Here is a 17,413-nt window from a genome sequence, read left to right as displayed (position 1 = left end):
CATTTTTTGGGATCTGACATTATCATTCAGGCTGCCTCTTTTCTCCTATTCCTGGAATCATGTCAAGCAAAATTGCCGTTCCGGTTTATGAATTTGACATTTTGTATCCCTGTGATAAAATAGTGCGTTTATGATGCAAAAAGACGATTCCCAATTTCACAAAAAAACACGGTCCGCCCGGAAACCATTGGTTCGCCCCCCTGAAAACAGACCGGCCCAACTGAATTTTCCACAAGATCTTCCCATTACGGCCAGAAAAGATGCCATCATCAAAGCCATCCAGACCAGCCGGGTGGTGATCATTTCCGGAGAAACCGGTTCGGGCAAAACCACTCAGATCCCCAAATGCTGTCTGGCTGCCGGCTGCGGTACCCGGGGCATGATCGGCTGCACCCAGCCCCGGCGCATCGCCGCCATCAACGTGGCCAAACGCATGGCATTTGAATTCAAGGAATCTTTAGGGCAATCCGTGGGCTACAAGATCCGGTTTGACGACAAAACCCCTGCAGGTGCCTGCATCAAGGTGATGACCGACGGCATTCTTCTGGCGGAAACCCAGCAGGACCCGCTGCTCAAGCGCTATGACACCATTATTGTGGACGAGGCCCATGAAAGAAGTCTGAACATCGATTTCACCCTGGGCATCCTGCGGCGCCTGGTGAAAAAACGCAAACACCTGAAACTGATCATCACCTCGGCCACCATCGATACCCAGAAATTTTCCCAAGCCTTTGACAACGCCCCCATCATCGAGGTATCCGGCCGGATGTTTCCTGTGGAAACTGTATACCAACCCATTCTGGAGGACACGGGAGAAAAACAGAATCCGGAAGATCAAGGGTATGTGGAAGCAGCGGCGGATGCGGCTCATTCTCTTTTGACCCGGACCCGGTCCGGGGACATGCTGATCTTCATGCCCACGGAACAGGACATCGGAGAAACCATGGAACTGCTGAAGGGCCGGCAGCATCCCGGTGTCACCATTCTGCCGCTGTTCGCAAGGCTGTCCGCCGGCGAACAGGCCAAAGTGTTTTCAAGAACCCCGGGGCGGAAAATCATTGTCTCCACCAATGTGGCGGAAACCTCTTTGACCATTGCCGGCATCAAATATGTGATCGACACGGGACTGGCCCGGATTCCCAGTTATTCCCCGAGAACCCGCACCACCTCGCTGCCCGTGCGGCCCATCTCCCAGAGTTCCGCCAACCAGCGCATGGGACGGTGCGGCCGGGTGGAAAACGGGATCTGTATAAGGCTGTATGATGAGGATGATTTCAACGGCCGCCCGTTTTTCACGCCCCCGGAAATCCTGCGGAGCAACCTGGCGGAAGTGATCCTGCGCATGATTTCCCTGAAACTGGGGGATGTACAGGGATTTCCCTTTATCGATCCGCCCGCCCCCAAAAGCATCCGGGACGGATTTGACACCCTGATGGAGCTGGGGGCTGTCAAGGTGTCGGACCAGCCCAAAAAATCCTTTGCGCTCACGGACGTGGGACAGATCATGTCACGAATCCCCGTGGATCCCAAACTGTCCCGCATTCTCATCGCAGCCAAAGACAACCACTGCCTGGCCGAAGCCCTGGTCATTGCCACGGCGTTGTCCATTTCCGATGTCCGGCAGCGCCCGGCTGACAAAGCAGCGGCAGCCGACCAGAAACACGCCCGGTTCAAAGACCCGTCCTCGGATTTCATCACCCTGCTCAATATCTGGGATGCTTATCAGGCAGAAGAAAAAAAATCCCGGTCAAGGACCAAACTCCGGCAGTTCTGCATGGATCATTTTCTGTCTTTCAAACGCATCCGGGAATGGCTGGATATCCACAGCCAGATACGGCGCCAGCTGAAAGAACACGGGTTTTCCGATTTCTCGTCCTTTACTTTTCTGCCCGGCACAAATCATTTGAAATCAACGGCCAAAGACATCGGCGGCCCACTTTACATAGCCCTGCACAAATCCCTTTTGGCCGGGTATCTGTCCCACATTGCCCATAAAAAGGAAAAAAACATTTATGCGGCGGCCAAAGGCCAGCAGGCCATGATTTTTCCGGGATCCGGGTTGTTTGACAAAGCCGGTCCCTGGATTGTGGCGGCCGAGTATGTCAAAACCAGCCAGCTGTTTGCCAGAGGGGTGGCCAATATCGATCCGGCCTGGCTGGAGGAAATCGGCAAAAATCTGTGCACCCGCACCTATTTTGATCCCCGGTGGGAAAAAAAACAGGGCCGGGTCATGGCCACGGAACAGGTCTCGTTGTTCGGTCTGATCATTGTGGCGGGCCGGGCCGTGCCTTATGGAAAAATCAATCCCCAGGAGGCCGGGGATATTTTTATCCGAAAGGCCCTGGTGGACGGTGAGATTCACCAGCCCTTTTCCTTCATGGTCCACAACCAAAACCTGATCGAAGAACTGGAAGAAGCGGAGCACAAAACAAGGCAGCGGGATATTCTGGCAAGCACCGAAGACATGGTCCAGTTTTACCATGCCCGGCTGCCCCGGCCGTTTTATCACATCAAAACCTTTGCCAAATTTCTCAAAGACCAGAAAGACGATACGTTTCTGCGCATGACCCGGCAGGACCTGGAAAAAAACAAAGCGGACCAGGATCATCTGGCATTGTTCCCGGATATGCTGAACACAGCCCAGGGAAACTTTGCCCTGTCCTACCGGTTTGATCCCGGAAACGACACGGATGGGGTCACGGTCAAGGTGCCGGCGGACATGGCGGCCCAGGTCCCTAAGACGGCTATGGAAAAACTGGTGCCCGGACTGTTTGAAGAAAAAATCGCCGGACTGATCAAGGGGCTGCCCAAATCCTTTCGGGTCCGGCTGATGCCCGTCCAGGCCACGGCGGCCCGGATCGCAAAAAATCTGCCCAAAGACGACACCCCGTTGTTCTCCCAGTTGTCTGCTTTTATCCGGAAACACTATGGATTGATAATTCCTGCCACGGCCTGGTCGGAAGACCACCTGGCGGATCACTTGAAAATGCGGATTTCCATCCGGGATCACAAAGACCGGGAAATCACCTCGTTAAGGGATCCATCCATTTTAAACCGGTTTCCGCATGCGGCGCCCCAGCCCGGCACATCCGCCCTGGACCGGGCCAGGCAGACATTTGAAAAAACAGAGATCACCGACTGGACGTTTTCCGATTTACCGGAAGATCTTTGCATTGACGAGCCGGACGGATTCACCCGAAAGGTGTACCCGGGACTGAAAATCGAAGACGACACGTTAAATCTGCGGCTGTTTCTCTCCCGGCAGGAAGCAGAAACCACCCATGTCCAGGGAATCCGAAGGCTGTATGAGCACGGGTTTCCCGATCTGTTCAAGGCCGTTAAAAAAGAGATCCGATCCACAGGGGACCTCAAACGGATCGCCATGTATTTTGGCGGACCGGCCGCATTTCAAAATGCGGTTTATATTTGTATCACCCGGCATCTGTTTGAAAAAAATCTGCGGACCCGGGCGGCGTTTGAATCCTATATCCAGAAACTGCGGCCCACCCTTTTTCAGCAGACCCAGGATCTGATCAACGATATTCAGGCCGTGGGCCGGGCATATGCCGAATGTTTTTCTTTGATCCAGGCCCTGTCTTTAAAACATCAGGCCCGGCCCCAGGCCAGCCGGATTCTTGCTGACCTGTTTGAAGGGCTTAAAAACCTGGTGCCGCCCCATTTTCTTTCTTTATATTCCGTTCAGCGGATCCAGCATCTGCCCCGGTATGTGGACTGTCTTAGAATCCGGGCCCAGAGAGGGGCGGACAATCCGGCCAAGGAATCTGAAAAAGCCAAAAAAATCAGCCGGTTTGAACATCATCTGGCCATTCAGGTGGCCGGGCTGTCTGAAACAACTTCCCCGGAAAAAGCCGAAAAAGTCGAGGATTTTTTCTGGCTTCTGGAAGAATACAAAATATCGGTTTTTGCCCAGGAGTTGAAAACCGCGGTCAAGGTATCTGCCAAACGCCTGGAAAAAGAACTGCACACCCTGTCCACCCTGATCTGATATCCCGATGGCCTGAAAAACCCCACCCAATGATGAAACTATCCACCGTCAGGTATTTGCTTAACACTTAGCACTTAACACTTAAAACTTCCCCTGCCTGCCGGGGTTTTCAGCCGCTTGCGCACCTGTTTTTCCAGATGCTGAATAATCCGGGTCAATGCCCGGGTTTCCCGGATGGGACCGGAATCATTCCACCCGGCGGCCAGGGCCTGGAGTTTTTTTTGACGAAACTGATCCACGGAATCCACCAAAGTCATCCATGCCAGCAGTTTCTGAATCACATGGCGCTCTTCCGGGCTCAGATCCGCCGTATCAATGGGTTGGCCTGTGTCTGTTCGGATAATCATCTGTTTTGTTTTCCCTTATGGATTTAACCCGTGGTCCGGATTTTCCCTGAAACTTCTTGAAACCTGCTGCATAATGCATTAATTTGCTCTAAGTTATCAATCAAAAACCCAAGTTTCAATAAAGGATTGTTTGCGTGTTCACTGAAACCGTTACATTTCCGGCGGCATTTATCGCCGGCCTGCTCTCATTTTTATCCCCGTGTATTCTGCCGCTGATCCCTGCGTATTTTTCATTCATTACGGGGCTGTCTTTGGATGAACTCACCCAGGGCAGACAGGAAACCCGGAAAAAAGTGATCCTGTCCACCCTGGCCTATGTGGCCGGGTTTTCCCTGGTGTTCATCCTGATGGGGGCATCGGCTTCGTTTCTGGGAGCTGCGTTCACCCGATACGCTTACATCGTTCAGTACGTGGGCGGGGCCATCATCCTGATTTTCGGGCTGCACCTGCTGGGGGTCATCAACATCAAGGCCCTGGCGTTTGAAAAGCGGATCCACATGAAGCAGAAACCGGTCCACCTGGCCGGCACCTTTGTCATCGGCATGGCGTTCGGGGCCGGATGGAGTCCGTGCATCGGGCCGCTTTTAGGAAGCATCCTGATCGTGGCAGGCAACCAGGACACCGTGGCCAAGGGAATCTGGCTTCTGGCCGTGTATTCCGCGGGTCTGGCCCTGCCGTTTATTCTCATGTCCTTTTTCATCACCTCCCTGGTGGAAACCATGAAAAAAGCCACCCGGTTCATTCCCATCATCAACAAAGTCGCGGGCGGACTGTTGGTTGTCATGGGTCTGCTGCTGATTTTTGATAAATTTCATTTACTGACCCTGGTCTGATTCGGCAACACCCATGACACACCCCCGTTTCCGCTTTTACACGCTGATTTTTGTCACCACTTTGGCCAAACTGCTGATGAACACGGCCCGGAGGATGGTGTATCCCTTTGCCCCGGCCTTTGCCAGGGGACTGGGCGTGGACCTGGCCGCCATCACCTCGGTCATTGCCCTGAATCAGGCCACGGCCGTGCTGGGACCGGTGGGGGCCTCTTTTGCCGACCATTACGGCAACCGCCGCATTATTTTGTTTTCTCTGGTCATGCTGTGTATCGGGTGTGTGGCCGCCGGCCTGATCCCTATGTACGGCACTCTGGTGCTGGCCCTGTTTCTCGCAGGACTGGCCAAAAGCATTTTTGATCCCAGTTTCCAGGCATTCATCGGCACCCATGTGCCGTTTGAACAGCGGGGGAAATTCATCGGCATGACGGAGCTGGCCTGGGCCGGGGCCACTTTGGTGGGGATTCCTCTGGCCGGCATGACCATCCAGGCGTTTTCCTTTCAGACCCCGTTTTTGGTCATCGGCATCCTGGCCGCCGCCTGTTTTGCCTTGATTTTCCGGCTCATGCCCGAAGACCGGCCGCCGGCCGGAACTGCCGGCAAAAAACCCGGGCAGCTGCTGGTGAACTGGCGGCAGATCATGAAAAACCGGCAGGTTTTAGGCATGCTGAGTTTTGCTTTTTTCATGGCCCTGGGATCAGATATTTTGTTTGTGGTCTACGGGGCCTGGCTGGAACAGTCCTATGGCCTGTCTCTGGCTGCCATCGGTATGGGAACGATCCTCATCGGCATGGCCGAGGTGGCCGGAGAAGGGATCACCGCGTTTTTTTCCGACCGGATCGGGCTGCTGAGGACCGTGTTCATCGGCATGATCCTGACGACCGGGGCCTATTTTCTGCTGCCCGTTCTGGACCGGGGGGTTCCTTATGTGCTGGGGGGATTGTTTCTGGTATTTTTATGCTTTGAATTCACCATTGTCACGGCCATGAGCCTGGCCACGGAACTGGTGCCGGAACTGCGGGCATCCACCTTGTCGGCATTTTACGCCGTGGGCGGCATGGGCCGGGTGGTCGGGGCGTTTTGCGGGGGCCTGATCTGGTCCAAAACCGGCATTTTTCACATCAGCGTGATTGCCGGTGTGTGCACACTGGCGGCCCTGGCCTGTATGACGGCCGGGTTTATCCGTTTTTCCCGGTCTTAGGCCAGTGCGGCTTCAAACCGGCGAAACAAAGATTCCGTGATACCGGCCACCCCCAAGGGACGTTCACCGGCATCGTGGCAGTCTGACCCCCCCGTGATCACCAGGTCATAACGCGTTGCCCAGCCCAGCAATATCTCTTGACATGCTTTTGTGTGTCCCGGGTAAAATACCTCGATGCCTTGAAGGCCGGCATCCAGAAATTCCGGCAACAGGGTTTCCACAATCTCGATGGGCGGCAGCACTTCCTTGTAATGGCCGTTGCCCGGATAGGAGCCGGCAGCCGGGTGGGCCAGGACCGCCAGCAAAGGATGCTGTGTCATGAACCGGGCCACATCTGCCAGTTCAATGCCTGACGGCAGATAGGCCGGGCTGGCATTGCCGATGATCCGGTTGATGGTTTCTTTTTCAGTGATGCCCAGTTTTTCGGACAAAGCCAGGGCAAAATGACGGCGGCTGGCATTGGCGCTGTAATCGGCAATGTCCTGAAAAACCAGTTCCCTGGCCAGTAACGGGGTCTTTCCCTGGGGTCCGAATTCTTCATTGATCCGAACGATCCGTGCCCGGACCAGCCCTTGGCCCCGGCCTTTGGACATCAGGGTTTCAAACTCAGTCACAAACTTTATGTCTGACAGTCGCTTTTGAGAAAAATAACACAGCAGATGAAGCGTGCCTGTAAAGAAAGGCCGACGAAACCGAACGGAAACCTCCACCCCGGGAATCACCTGAATTCCGGCCTGTTCTCCTGCTGCCAGCCCCGGCTCAATTCCCTTGAGGGTATCATGATCCGTGATGGCAATTGCTTTGAGTCCCAGCGCTTTGGCCCGGGCCACCAGCTGTCCGGGGGTAAAATCACCATCCGAGGCCTGGGTGTGGTTATGCAGGTCGGCAAATATCAAGTGCGTCATGTGTTTTTCTCCTGATGCTTGAATAACTGTTTTCAGGATGATCCCCGGGGCCGGTCAAGGATTGTCACTGGTTTAAACGCTTGCAGCAGAGCATTTTTTTAAAAAAATTTCAAGATATCGTTTGATTTTTAACAGGTAAATGATAGAAGAAAAAATCAAAATTGGAAAAATTTCCAGTAAAAAAGGATGTATAATCAAAACAACCCTTCTCATATACGGATAAAAAACATGGACATTCTGAATGAACTGGGCAAAATCGGATCAGCAAAACAGGCTTTGGCAGTTTTTGAAAAGCAAATGGATACGGCGCAGTTGGGTCGCATTTCAAGCATCTCACATCCGGAAATTCTGAAACGGATTGCCAATGCCGTGGTGATCTGCAACCCGGAAAAAATTTTCATCAACACCGGGTCTGAAGCGGACCGCCAGTTCATCCGGGATCTGGCCCTGGAAACCGGAGAAGAACGGTCCCTGGCCATGGAAAACCATACCATTCATTTTGACCTGCCCGGAGAACAGGGCCGGATTGTGGACCGCACCTTTTACATCGCCAATCCGGAAGATCTGATCTCGTCCCTTGCCAACCGCATGAACCGGGAAACCGCCCTGGAAGATATCCGCGCCAACATGACCGATATCATGAAAGGGAAAACCATGGTGGTGGGATTTTACATGCGGGGGCCCGTGGGGGCACGGGTTTCCAACCCGGCCCTGGAAATCACCAGTTCCGCGTATGTCAGTCACAGTGCCGATATTCTGTACCGGAATGCATTTGCAGATTTTGACAAAGAAGTGGCGGCCCGGGGCCATTTTTTCACCAACGTCCATTCCGAGGGGCTGAACCGGACAAAAGACCTGCCCGATGCCCGGGTGTTCATGGATTTGCAGTACCAGACCACCTACAGTTTCAAATGCACCTATGCCGGCAACACATTGCTGCTCAAAAAAGGGAACCACCGGTTTGCCGTGGACAAGGCCGTCCATAAAAACCGGGGGGAAGAGCTGTCCGAACACATGTTCATCACCGGGATCCGGGGGCCGGAAAACCGGGTGACCTGGTTTGCCGGGGCCGCGCCGTCGGGATGCGGCAAAACTACCACGGCCATGGCCGGGGACCTGTTTGTGGGAGACGACCTGGCCCAGATGTGGATCGCAGACGACGGCAGCATCCGATGCGTCAACCCGGAGGCCGGTATCTTCGGGATTGTGGAGGATGTCAACCAGGAAGGGGACCCCTTGCTCATGAAAGTGCTCAGGCAGCCCGGGTACGAGGTAATCTGGTCCAATGTGCTCATCGATGAAAACAATATCCCCCACTGGGTGGGCAACCTTGAACCCTCGCCGGAAAAAGGGATCAATTTCCAGGGGGAATGGCATTTTGGCAAAACCGATGACACCGGCAAACCCATTCCCATGTCCCATCCCAATTCCCGGTGCACCCTGCGGTCCACCAACCTGGAAAACTATTGTCCGGACGCGGAAAACCCGGACGGGGTACTGACCCGGATATTCACTTACAGCGGCCGGGATGCGGACACCATGCCCCCGGTCTGGGTGGCACGAGATTCCGACCAGGGCGTGGTGATCGGTGCCTGCATCGTATCGGCGGCCACGGCCACTGAAGTGGGGGCTTCCGGGGTCAAGCGGGCCCCCTGGGCCAATGCCCCGTTCATTCCCGGGGCTTTAGGGGATTACATGGATGCCCAGTTCCGGTTTTTCGGGAACACCAAAATTCAGGAACAATTTCAGCCCGTCATGGCCGGCCTGAATTATTTTCTCACGGACAAAGCCCGGGGCGGCAGTACCAGCAAACTGCTGGGAGAAAAAAAAGATGTCAAAGTCTGGCTGGCATGGCTGGAACGCTACGCCCACAAGGAAGCGGGACATATTCAGACCCCCATCGGCAATCTGCCCCTGTACCGGGATCTGGCGCCGCTGTTTGATAAGATCATTGACAAACCCTATCCGAAAGATCTGTATGACCGGCAGTTTTCCCTGTATGTGGATCATATCATTGCACGCATCGAACTGCAGGAAGCTGCCTATGCCAAAGAAAAAAACATCCCCGGCCGGCTGTTTGAGATTCTGGCGCATCAGAAAGAAGCGCTGCAGGCATTGAAGCAGACAAAAGGCCCCGTGATTTTACCCGGGGATATGGAAAGCTGAAATTGGGTTATTTACCCATTTTATTGGATTTTATTGCTTGATTTTATGAACTTTTTTGGATAAAAATGTTGATTTCACAATTGAATATCAAACATTATCAACGACTGTTGCAGCCGGATGCTGCTGACAATATGTTTTTTTGACAACAGGAGGAACCAATGGCAAAAATTGTCCATCGTGAGGAAATGGCCCAGGGCACCATCATTTTAAATGAGATTGAGGCCCTGCGCATATCCCGCAAAGCAAAACCCGGCCAGTTCGTAATTCTTCAGGCCGATGAGACCGGGGAACGTATTCCGCTGACCATGGCGGATACCAACCCGGACAAAGGAACCATCACCATTATCTACATGGTGGTGGGCAAGTCCACGGCCCGGTTCAAACAACTGCAGGTCGGAGACGAATATTTCGCCCTGATCGGTCCGTTAGGGGCACCCACTCATATTGAAAATTTCGGCAAAGTGGTGTGTGTGGGCGGGGGCACAGGAATTGCCGTGCTTCACCCCATTACCCGGGCACTGAAACAGGCCGGCAATGAAGTCACCACCATTTTAGGCGCCAGAACCTATGACCTGCTGATCATGGAAGAAAAAATGCGGGCCGTGTCCGATCATTTTCACATCTGCACGGATGACGGATCCCACGGGCACCACGGATTTGTCACGGATGTACTCAAAGATGTTCTGGAAAAAGATGACATCAACCTGGCCGTGGCCATCGGACCCATTCCCATGATGAAGTTCTGCAGCCTGATCACCAAGGAAAAAAATGTCAAAACCTTTGTGAGTCTGAACCCCATCATGGTGGACGGCACGGGCATGTGCGGGTGCTGCCGCGTTTCCGTGGGCGGAGCCACCAAATTCGCCTGTGTGGACGGACCGGAATTTGACGGACATAAAGTGGATTTTGATGAGCTGGCCAAACGTTTGGCATCCTATCTGGACGAAGAAAAAGCCAGCATGAAAACCTTTGAAAACAGCAACGCATGAACAAACAACCGCCCTGGTTGTACGGAGGAATAAATGGCAGAAAAAAAAGTGAAAATTGACCGGGCCAAAATGCCGGAACAGGACCCGGATGTCAGACGGAGAAATTTTGAGGAAGTCCCCATGGGACTGTCCGAAGAGATGGCCATGACCGAGGCCAAACGGTGCCTGCAATGTAAAAAACCGGCCTGTATGGAAGGGTGTCCGGTTTCCGTGCTCATCCCGGATTTTATCAAGTGCATCGCCGAAGGTGATTTTTCCGGTGCCGCCAACAAGCTGTGGGAAAGAAATGCATTACCGGCCGTGTGCGGCCGGGTCTGCCCCCAGGAAGAACAGTGCGAAGGCAAATGTATTGTGGGCAAAAAAGACAAGCCCGTGGCCATCGGATATCTGGAACGGTTTGCCGCAGACTATGAGCGGAAAAACGGTTCCGGCGGGATTCCGGCCGTGGCCGAAAAAACCGGGAAAAAAGTGGCGGTCATCGGATCGGGCCCGTCCGGACTCACCGTGGCAGGCGATCTGCTGCTCAAAGGGCATGATGTCACCATTTTTGAGGCATTTCACAAACCCGGCGGGGTCCTGGTATACGGGATTCCTGAATTCCGTCTGCCCAAGGAAATCGTGGCATCGGAAGTGGCCACCCTGGAAAAAATGGGTGCCAACATCGAGTGTAATTCCGTGGTGGGCGCATCCGTGACCATTGACGAACTGTTCGAGGAAGGATATGACGCGGCCTATATCGGTGTGGGGGCCGGCCTGCCCCGGTTCATGAACCTGCCCGGTGAAAACCTCATCGGCATCTATTCCGCCAATGAATACCTGACCCGCACCAACCTGATGAAAGGGTATCTGTTCCCCAAATACGACACCCCCATTGCCAAGGGCAAAAACGTGGTGGTGCTGGGTGCGGGCAACGTGGCCATGGACTCGGCCCGAACGGCCATGCGCCTGGGCGCGGATTCCGTGAAGGTGGTGTACCGGCGGTCCAGAGAAGAGATGCCGGCCAGGGAAGAAGAACTCCACCATGCCCAGCAGGAACAGATCGAGTTTGTGCTGCTCACCAACCCAACGCAATTCTTTGGAGATGAGAACGGCCGGCTCACGGGTATGGAATGCCTGAAAATGGAACTGGGGGAACCGGACGCCTCGGGCAGAAGGCGGCCCGTGCCCATCGAAGGGTCTGAGTTCAGAATTGACTGCGACCTGGTGGTGGTGTCTGTGGGTTCCAACGCCAACCCGCTGTTGACCAATGCCACCCCGGACATGGCGTTAAACCGCTGGGGCAATATTGTGGCGGATCCGGTCACGGGCAAGACCACCAAAAAAGGGGTCTGGGCCGGCGGCGACATCGTCACAGGCGCCGCCACAGTCATCCTGGCCATGGGGGCCGGCAGGGCCGCGGCCAACTCCATGCATGACTATCTGACCATCGGCTGGTAAACACCCATCCAGCAAAAGGGGGGAACAGCTGTCCGCCTGTATCATAAAAAAAAGCCGCTGAAAACCGGGGCATTACCGGTTCCAGCGGCTTTTTTTAATCCATCGAAACAAATGGTTTCATTGACGCACACAGGTTGTGCCGCCGGTCTCACTCCGGTTGAATAAACACCTTGTGATCCACCAGAGACAGGGAATGAATCCGGCCTTTGATGAATTTCTGATCCCCGAAAATGGACACCAGCCGGATCCCGTTTTCATCGGGCTCCACCTTGTCCACGGCTTCCATGATCAATGTTTCCTTATCTGCTTGTTTCAGATATGCACTTGCTTCACACATGTCTGGTTCTCCTTATTGGGTTTCAATGAAAGACAGATGGGATGCCATGAGCTCATCCACCAGCATGGGCAGCGGCAGTCCGGCCACCCCCACAATGTCGATATTTTCCTGGCTCAAGGGCAGCAGCACCTTTCGGGCGTCTGACAGGCTGATGGCTTCAGCCATAGGGCCGGTCACCTCCCCCATCATGGCATGGGGTATGATAATGCCCACGGGCCCGATGATCACATCCGCCTTTTTCACGGTCTGGATGATGGCATTGGTCCCGGACGCCCCTTTATTGGCCCGGGATTTGAGCATCTGGGCCGTGGCAATGGCATTGGTGCCCAAAGCAATGATCTCCACATCCTCGCCGAACCGGTCTTTGAGTTTTTTGATCACCACGGCACCGATGCCCCCGCCCTGACCGTCCACCACACAGATGGTCTGTTTTTTTCTGGTTTCCATGAATTGTTTGTCTTTATTTTCGGTTGTCAATGCATCCACACAGTTACTCTTTGGTAAACATATGGCTGATCCCGTGCCAGATTGCTTGTTCCACCGCGTCTTCAGACGCGTTCCCGTCCACCACCTTCACGGTTTCCTGGTCTTTGAGCCGTTCAAATGCGGCAAAATAATTATCCCGCACCCGGGTCAGAATGTCAATTTTTTCAAACAGATCCAGATGGGTCCGGCCGGCCCGGATCCGCTCCAGGCAGGTATTGGGTGCCACATCGATGAACAGCGTCAGATCCGGTTTCAGAATCTGTGCATTCACGGCGTTTAACGTCATCACCCATTCCAGATCCATGTCCATGGCATGATACGCATACGAGGAAAAATAATACCGGTCGCACAGCACGGTCCGCCCTTTTTCCATCAACGCTTTCACCCCCGTGTCCGGGGCCACCAGGTGATCGGTCCGGTCCGCGGCGAACAAAGCGGCCAAAGTCCGGGGATCCATGCTGACCCGGCCCTCCAGAATCTGACGGATCAGGGTCCCCACCGGACCGTCCGTGGGTTCACACGTGGTATCCGCACCAATCCCCATATGGGTGAGCCGCTGCTGCACCCGCGCCATCTGGGTGGTCTTGCCGGACCCGTCCAGCCCTTCGAACACCACAAATCTGCCGGTTTTCATGTGCCTTTCAGTCCTTGTGATTTGCAAAATTATGGCCAAAGGCAATTATATATCAGTATCCGGATGCAGTGGCAAGGCCGGAAGGGACCCCGTCCACCTGAAAATCACTTGGCAGCCTTGTTGATATTTCAAACCAGCTGGATTTTTCTTGTCTGGAATCCGTGGCTCTGATAAAAATACAAGTTATTGTAAGCGTATCAAGGAGGATTTCCTTTACAATGGAAAAAATATTTCACCGTATCCGCCGGCATATCAGCTCCCCTGAAACAGCGGCCGCAACAAAACCGGCTGCTGGTCCGGCCCGTCTACCCACCCTCTGGCTGCTGGGCAAAACCGGGGCAGGGAAATCCTCGTTGATTCAAGCGGTAACAGGGCGTTCAGATATTGAAATCGGCAATGGCTTCAGCCCCTGCACCCAAAACTCCCGGCGCTATGATTTTCCATCAGAAAAGCCGCTGCTGCGTTTTCTTGATACGCGGGGTCTTGCCGAGGCCGACTACAATCCCGACCCAGACATTGCCGCCTGTGCGCAAACGACCCATGCCGCCATCGTCGTGATGAAGGCAGAAGAACCCGAGCAAAGCGCAGTGATCCGGGCCCTTGAACAGATTCGCAGATCCGGTGCCGTCAAACATCTGTTGCTGGTCCACACGGGCATCCTGCTGCTTGATGATGAACTTGAACGCCGCCAGGCCATCAATCACAATCAAAACCAGGTGGAATCCGTCTGGAAACAACCGGTTGAATCCGTGGCCGTGGATTTCGAAGGAGCGGGCAACGGCATCGTCGGGGTGGAAGACCTGCGCGCGGCCCTTGCTGATTTTTTACCCATCATTGCCCTGCTGGGCACCCAAAAAGAACATGCCGGTGCCGAAGAGCGCCGCTTTGTTCCCCTTCGTAACGATATCCTCTGGTACGCGGCGGCTTCCGGCGGCACAGACGTCCTCCCCGTGATCGGATTGGGCACAGTCCCGATGATTCAGGCAAAAATGCTGCATCATCTGGCCGGGCAATACGGGATCGCGTGGAATAAAAAAGCCCTGGCCGACTTTGCCGCGGCCCTGGGCGCGGGATTCAGCGTGCGGTATCTGTCCAGGCTGGGCATCCGTCAGCTCACCAAACTGATACCGGTTTACGGGCAGACCGTCGGCAGTGCCGCAGCCGTTGTCGTCAGCTTTTGTTCGACCTATGCCATCGGCCGGGCCGCCTGCAAGTATCTGTATCACAAAAGCAAGGGGGAACCCGTCTCCGAGCAGGAACTGAAACGCCTGTATCACCAGGCATTCAACGAAGTCCGAAAGGTAAAGACCCGTGAAACACCTGTTGACCCGCATTAAAACAGCTGGGCGACTGTCATCGGCAGCCATGCCGCTACTGGCCGTGGCCCTGGTTTTGCCCGTGCTGATTCTGGGTATATTCGGACTGATCGCTTTGATCGACTATGGCTATATGCTGTATTTTGTTGCGCTGCTGGCCTTTTGCACGCTCCTGGTCACGGCATTGAGCTGGACACTGCGGCGATCCTCTTCCGGCAAATTGCCCCTGCCGGAAGAGGGGCTGGTAACCGCTTCCGCCGATTGGGGGGATTTTGATCACCAGGTCTGGGACCGACTGAACCAAGAAATCACCCAACAGCTGGCGGAAAACGCCCAGTGGGGGCATCTGCAGACCCATGCCCTGGCGCTGATCAAGACAGTGGCTGAAAACTACCACGACAAAGGGGATCGCAAAGAACTTGCCTTTTCCATTCCGGAACTGTTGATGATGGTAGAGGAAATCAGCCGCCGCTATCGGCTGCTGCTCAAAACTCATGTTCCCTTCATTGAAAATACACGTCTATCATTGCTGGTACAGGGGTATGATAACAAAGAAAAGCTGATGTCCGGCTATAGAGCGGCTAAATGGGCGTGGAACAGTTACCGGATTGTCCGGCTGGCCAGTCCGCTGACAGCGGTACTGGCTGAATTCCGCAGTCAGGTGGTCGGCAAAATGATGACGCGGGTCAGTGCCGAGTTTCAGCTCAAGTTGAAACAGGCCCTGCTGCAGGAAGCGGTTTCCGTGGCCATCGATCTCTACAGCGGACGTTTCCGGGTCCAGGCGCATCATCCGGCGGCACAAGAACAGGACAGCAGGAATATGGCACCGCCCTTAGCGCCATTACGAATCTGCTTTGTCGGGCAGACGGGTTCAGGCAAATCCTCCATTATCAATGCCCTTGTCGATGCCATGGTCGCTGAAGTGAACCCGCTTCCCTCCACCAGCGCCACCACCGTACATCAATGCCGGATTGACGGAATGGACATGGTTCATCTGGTTGATCTGCCGGGTCTGGACGGCAAGGAAAAGACCACAAAGCATCTGCTCAAGGAAGCCACCCGCTCTGATATGATCATCTGGGTGCTTAAAGCCAATCAGCCCGCCCGGTCCCTGGACAGCGACTTTAAACAGCATTTTGATGCCTTTTATCTGGCAACAGCCCGCCGTTCCCAAAAACGCCCGGTCATCATCGGTGTGCTGAACCAGGTGGACCGCCTGCCCCCTGTGCAGGAGTGGCATCCGCCTTATGACCTGGAAAATCCAAAAACCCCCAAGGCAAAAACCATTAAAGCGGCCCTGACGTACAATCGCGACCTGCTCGGCTTGGACGAACTGATACCTCTGGCTGTCGCTGAAAACCAACCACCCTATCATCTTGATGAACTCAAAAAGCGGATCGACACATCCTGTCAGCAGGGGCTGCAGACCCAACTGAACCGCCGCCGGATCCAAACGAACGGTATGGGTAAGATCCGTGACCAGGCCGGGCGGCTCTATCAATCAGGCAGGTCACTGTTCGCCATCATCGCGGCAGACAATGGCAAACAAGGAAAAATATGAAAAAGTGTGTGCGCTTCATAATGGGAATCCTGTTCCTGGTCCTGGTCCTGCCGGAGGTCTCCCGGGGAGAAGATTTTCACCAGTGGCTGGAGGATTTTTATCCTCAGGTGGCCAGTCAAGGGATCAGCCGGGCCACCTGGGAGACCGCTTTTCACGGCATTGAGCAACCCGATGCCAGGGTGCTGGAAAAGGCCCGCTTTCAGCCAGAATTTACGGTAGAAATCTGGGATTACCTCGATTCCCGGATCACCCCGTTGAGTGTCGAGCAAGGCTTGAAGATGGCGCAGGATTACGCCCGGACCCTTGCGGCCGTAGAGAACCGTTTCGGGGTTGAGGCCAAGATTTTGCTCGCCATCTGGTCGATGGAGTCCGCTTATGGGGCCGTTTTCGATAAACCCGAACGGCTGCATTACGTCCCCCAGGCCCTTGCCACGCTGGCCTATGCCGATCCAAAACGGAAAAATTTTGCTGAAAAACAACTGGTTGCCGTGTTGCAGATTCTCCAGGCCGGGGATGTCGGACCCCAGCACCTGACCGGTTCCTGGGCCGGCGCCATGGGCCACACCCAATTCATTCCCACCAGTTACCTGGCCTATGCCGTAGATATGGACGGCAACGGCCGTCGCGATATCTGGAACTCCGTGCCCGATGCTTTGGCCACGGCCGCCAACCTGCTTCACCGCAATGGCTGGCTAAGCGGCAAAACCTGGGGGTACGAGGTGGTCCTCCCGGCCGGTGGAGCGCGTTGGCTCAACGAAACCAGAATTCTCGCCGACTGGCAAAAGGCGGGGTTTTCCCGAACCCGTGGAAGAACCTTCCCCCGCCCGGATGATCGGGCCGTGCTTAAACTTCCGGCAGGCAAAAAAGGACCGGCATTTTTGGTGTTGAAAAATTTTTTTGTCCTCAAGCGCTACAACAACGCCGATGCCTATGCCCTGGCCGTAGGACTGCTCGCCGACCGGCTGGCCGGCAGCAAGGGGCTGGTGCAGCCCTGGCCCCGGCCGCCGGGAAGCTTGAACGGGGAGGAAAAGTTCCTCCTTCAGGCCCTGCTCCAAAAAAAAGGGTATTATTCCGGAGAGATTGACGGTCTGCTTGGCGAAGCGACCAGAGCGGCCATCCGAATCTTTCAAAAAGAGATGGGTATGCCGGCGGACGGCAAGCCTTCGCTGGACATACTTGAGGCCCTTCGCCAATAACC

At 54.7% G+C, this 17,413-nt stretch carries 14 protein-coding genes; 9 read left to right on the top strand and 5 right to left on the bottom strand.

Annotated elements, in window-relative coordinates:
* Window positions 1–130: 130 nt before the first annotated feature.
* Window positions 131–4,006, top strand: a complete 3,876-nt coding sequence (gene hrpA, locus DPO_RS09005; protein ID WP_152427616.1) for an ATP-dependent RNA helicase HrpA — start codon at window positions 131–133, stop codon at window positions 4,004–4,006.
* A gap of 74 nt (window positions 4,007–4,080) precedes the next feature.
* Here the strand turns inward: hrpA and DPO_RS09000 are convergent, their stop codons facing one another.
* Complete coding sequence (locus DPO_RS09000) at window positions 4,081–4,353, bottom strand: hypothetical protein (RefSeq protein ID WP_006965514.1); 273 nt, start codon at window positions 4,351–4,353, stop codon at window positions 4,081–4,083.
* A 134-nt stretch (window positions 4,354–4,487) separates the two neighbouring features.
* Between DPO_RS09000 and DPO_RS08995 the strand changes: the two genes are divergently transcribed.
* Together DPO_RS08995 and DPO_RS08990 are read left to right on the top strand one after the other, a co-directional pair.
* Entirely contained in the window at window positions 4,488–5,186 is a 699-nt protein-coding gene (locus DPO_RS08995; RefSeq protein ID WP_006965513.1) for a cytochrome c biogenesis CcdA family protein, read from the top strand.
* 13 nt (window positions 5,187–5,199) lie between these two features.
* A complete protein-coding gene (locus DPO_RS08990; protein ID WP_006965512.1) occupies window positions 5,200–6,384 on the top strand; it encodes an MFS transporter in 1,185 nt (394 codons plus the stop codon).
* Here the strand turns inward: DPO_RS08990 and DPO_RS08985 are convergent.
* A complete protein-coding gene (locus DPO_RS08985) occupies window positions 6,381–7,289 on the bottom strand; it encodes a PHP domain-containing protein (RefSeq protein ID WP_006965511.1) in 909 nt (302 codons plus the stop codon). The genes DPO_RS08990 and DPO_RS08985 overlap by 4 nt on opposite strands.
* 228 nt (window positions 7,290–7,517) lie before the next feature.
* Between DPO_RS08985 and DPO_RS08980 the strand changes: the two genes are divergently transcribed.
* From DPO_RS08980 to gltA, 3 genes are all read left to right on the top strand, one after another.
* Window positions 7,518–9,455, top strand: coding sequence for a phosphoenolpyruvate carboxykinase (GTP) (locus DPO_RS08980; protein WP_006965510.1), 1,938 nt, complete (start codon window positions 7,518–7,520; stop codon window positions 9,453–9,455).
* A gap of 158 nt (window positions 9,456–9,613) precedes the next feature.
* On the top strand, window positions 9,614–10,444 hold the full coding sequence (locus DPO_RS08975; RefSeq protein ID WP_006965509.1) for a sulfide/dihydroorotate dehydrogenase-like FAD/NAD-binding protein: 831 nt from the start codon (window positions 9,614–9,616) through the stop codon (window positions 10,442–10,444).
* Window positions 10,445–10,477: 33 nt separating this feature from the next.
* Window positions 10,478–11,881 carry an NADPH-dependent glutamate synthase gene (gene gltA / locus DPO_RS08970; RefSeq protein ID WP_006965508.1) on the top strand — a complete coding sequence of 468 codons (1,404 nt, stop codon included), beginning with the start codon at window positions 10,478–10,480 and terminating at the stop codon, window positions 11,879–11,881.
* A 148-nt stretch (window positions 11,882–12,029) separates the two neighbouring features.
* Here the strand turns inward: gltA and DPO_RS08965 are convergent, their stop codons facing one another.
* Genes DPO_RS08965 through tmk form a run of 3 tightly spaced genes read right to left on the bottom strand, consistent with a single transcriptional unit; the run spans window position 12,030 to window position 13,338 of the window.
* Window positions 12,030–12,218, bottom strand: a complete 189-nt coding sequence (locus DPO_RS08965) for a CooT family nickel-binding protein (protein ID WP_006965507.1) — start codon at window positions 12,216–12,218, stop codon at window positions 12,030–12,032.
* A gap of 12 nt (window positions 12,219–12,230) precedes the next feature.
* Window positions 12,231–12,665, bottom strand: coding sequence for a DUF3842 family protein (locus DPO_RS08960; RefSeq protein ID WP_006965506.1), 435 nt, complete (start codon window positions 12,663–12,665; stop codon window positions 12,231–12,233).
* A gap of 43 nt (window positions 12,666–12,708) precedes the next feature.
* Window positions 12,709–13,338, bottom strand: coding sequence for a dTMP kinase (gene tmk, locus DPO_RS08955; protein WP_006965505.1), 630 nt, complete (start codon window positions 13,336–13,338; stop codon window positions 12,709–12,711).
* Window positions 13,339–13,556: 218 nt separating this feature from the next.
* Between tmk and DPO_RS08950 the strand changes: the two genes are divergently transcribed.
* Genes DPO_RS08950 through DPO_RS08940 form a run of 3 tightly spaced genes read left to right on the top strand, consistent with a single transcriptional unit; the run spans window position 13,557 to window position 17,411 of the window.
* Window positions 13,557–14,675, top strand: a complete 1,119-nt coding sequence (locus DPO_RS08950) for a YcjF family protein (protein ID WP_006965504.1) — start codon at window positions 13,557–13,559, stop codon at window positions 14,673–14,675.
* Window positions 14,650–16,215 carry a GTPase family protein gene (locus tag DPO_RS08945; protein ID WP_006965503.1) on the top strand — a complete coding sequence of 522 codons (1,566 nt, stop codon included), beginning with the start codon at window positions 14,650–14,652 and terminating at the stop codon, window positions 16,213–16,215. Before DPO_RS08950 ends, DPO_RS08945 begins: the two co-directional genes overlap by 26 nt.
* Window positions 16,212–17,411: a lytic murein transglycosylase gene (locus tag DPO_RS08940; protein ID WP_006965502.1), complete on the top strand. Its 1,200-nt coding sequence runs from the start codon at window positions 16,212–16,214 to the stop codon at window positions 17,409–17,411. Before DPO_RS08945 ends, DPO_RS08940 begins: the two co-directional genes overlap by 4 nt.
* The last annotated feature ends 2 nt before the right edge of the window (window positions 17,412–17,413 follow it).

The organism is Desulfotignum phosphitoxidans DSM 13687 (genome assembly GCF_000350545.1).
GTDB lineage: Bacteria > Desulfobacterota > Desulfobacteria > Desulfobacterales > Desulfobacteraceae > Desulfotignum > Desulfotignum phosphitoxidans.
The sequence above is the reverse complement of the archived record's forward strand: the minus strand, read 5'-3'. Positions and strand labels throughout refer to the sequence as shown.

Excerpts from the sequence above, each read along its gene's own strand:
- DPO_RS08960 (WP_006965506.1), bottom strand. The coding sequence starts at position 12,665 with ATGGAAACCAGAAAAAAACAGACCATCTGTGTGGTGGACGGTCAGGGC.
- DPO_RS08980 (WP_006965510.1), top strand. The coding sequence starts at position 7,518 with ATGGACATTCTGAATGAACTGGGCAAAATCGGATCAGCAAAACAGGCT.
- DPO_RS08985 (WP_006965511.1), bottom strand. The coding sequence starts at position 7,289 with ATGACGCACTTGATATTTGCCGACCTGCATAACCACACCCAGGCCTCG.
- hrpA (WP_152427616.1), top strand. The coding sequence starts at position 131 with ATGATGCAAAAAGACGATTCCCAATTTCACAAAAAAACACGGTCCGCC.
- DPO_RS08965 (WP_006965507.1), bottom strand. The coding sequence starts at position 12,218 with ATGTGTGAAGCAAGTGCATATCTGAAACAAGCAGATAAGGAAACATTG.
- tmk (WP_006965505.1), bottom strand. The coding sequence starts at position 13,338 with ATGAAAACCGGCAGATTTGTGGTGTTCGAAGGGCTGGACGGGTCCGGC.
- DPO_RS08950 (WP_006965504.1), top strand. The coding sequence starts at position 13,557 with ATGGAAAAAATATTTCACCGTATCCGCCGGCATATCAGCTCCCCTGAA.
- DPO_RS08990 (WP_006965512.1), top strand. The coding sequence starts at position 5,200 with ATGACACACCCCCGTTTCCGCTTTTACACGCTGATTTTTGTCACCACT.
- DPO_RS08975 (WP_006965509.1), top strand. The coding sequence starts at position 9,614 with ATGGCAAAAATTGTCCATCGTGAGGAAATGGCCCAGGGCACCATCATT.
- DPO_RS08940 (WP_006965502.1), top strand. The coding sequence starts at position 16,212 with ATGAAAAAGTGTGTGCGCTTCATAATGGGAATCCTGTTCCTGGTCCTG.
- DPO_RS09000 (WP_006965514.1), bottom strand. The coding sequence starts at position 4,353 with ATGATTATCCGAACAGACACAGGCCAACCCATTGATACGGCGGATCTG.
- gltA (WP_006965508.1), top strand. The coding sequence starts at position 10,478 with ATGGCAGAAAAAAAAGTGAAAATTGACCGGGCCAAAATGCCGGAACAG.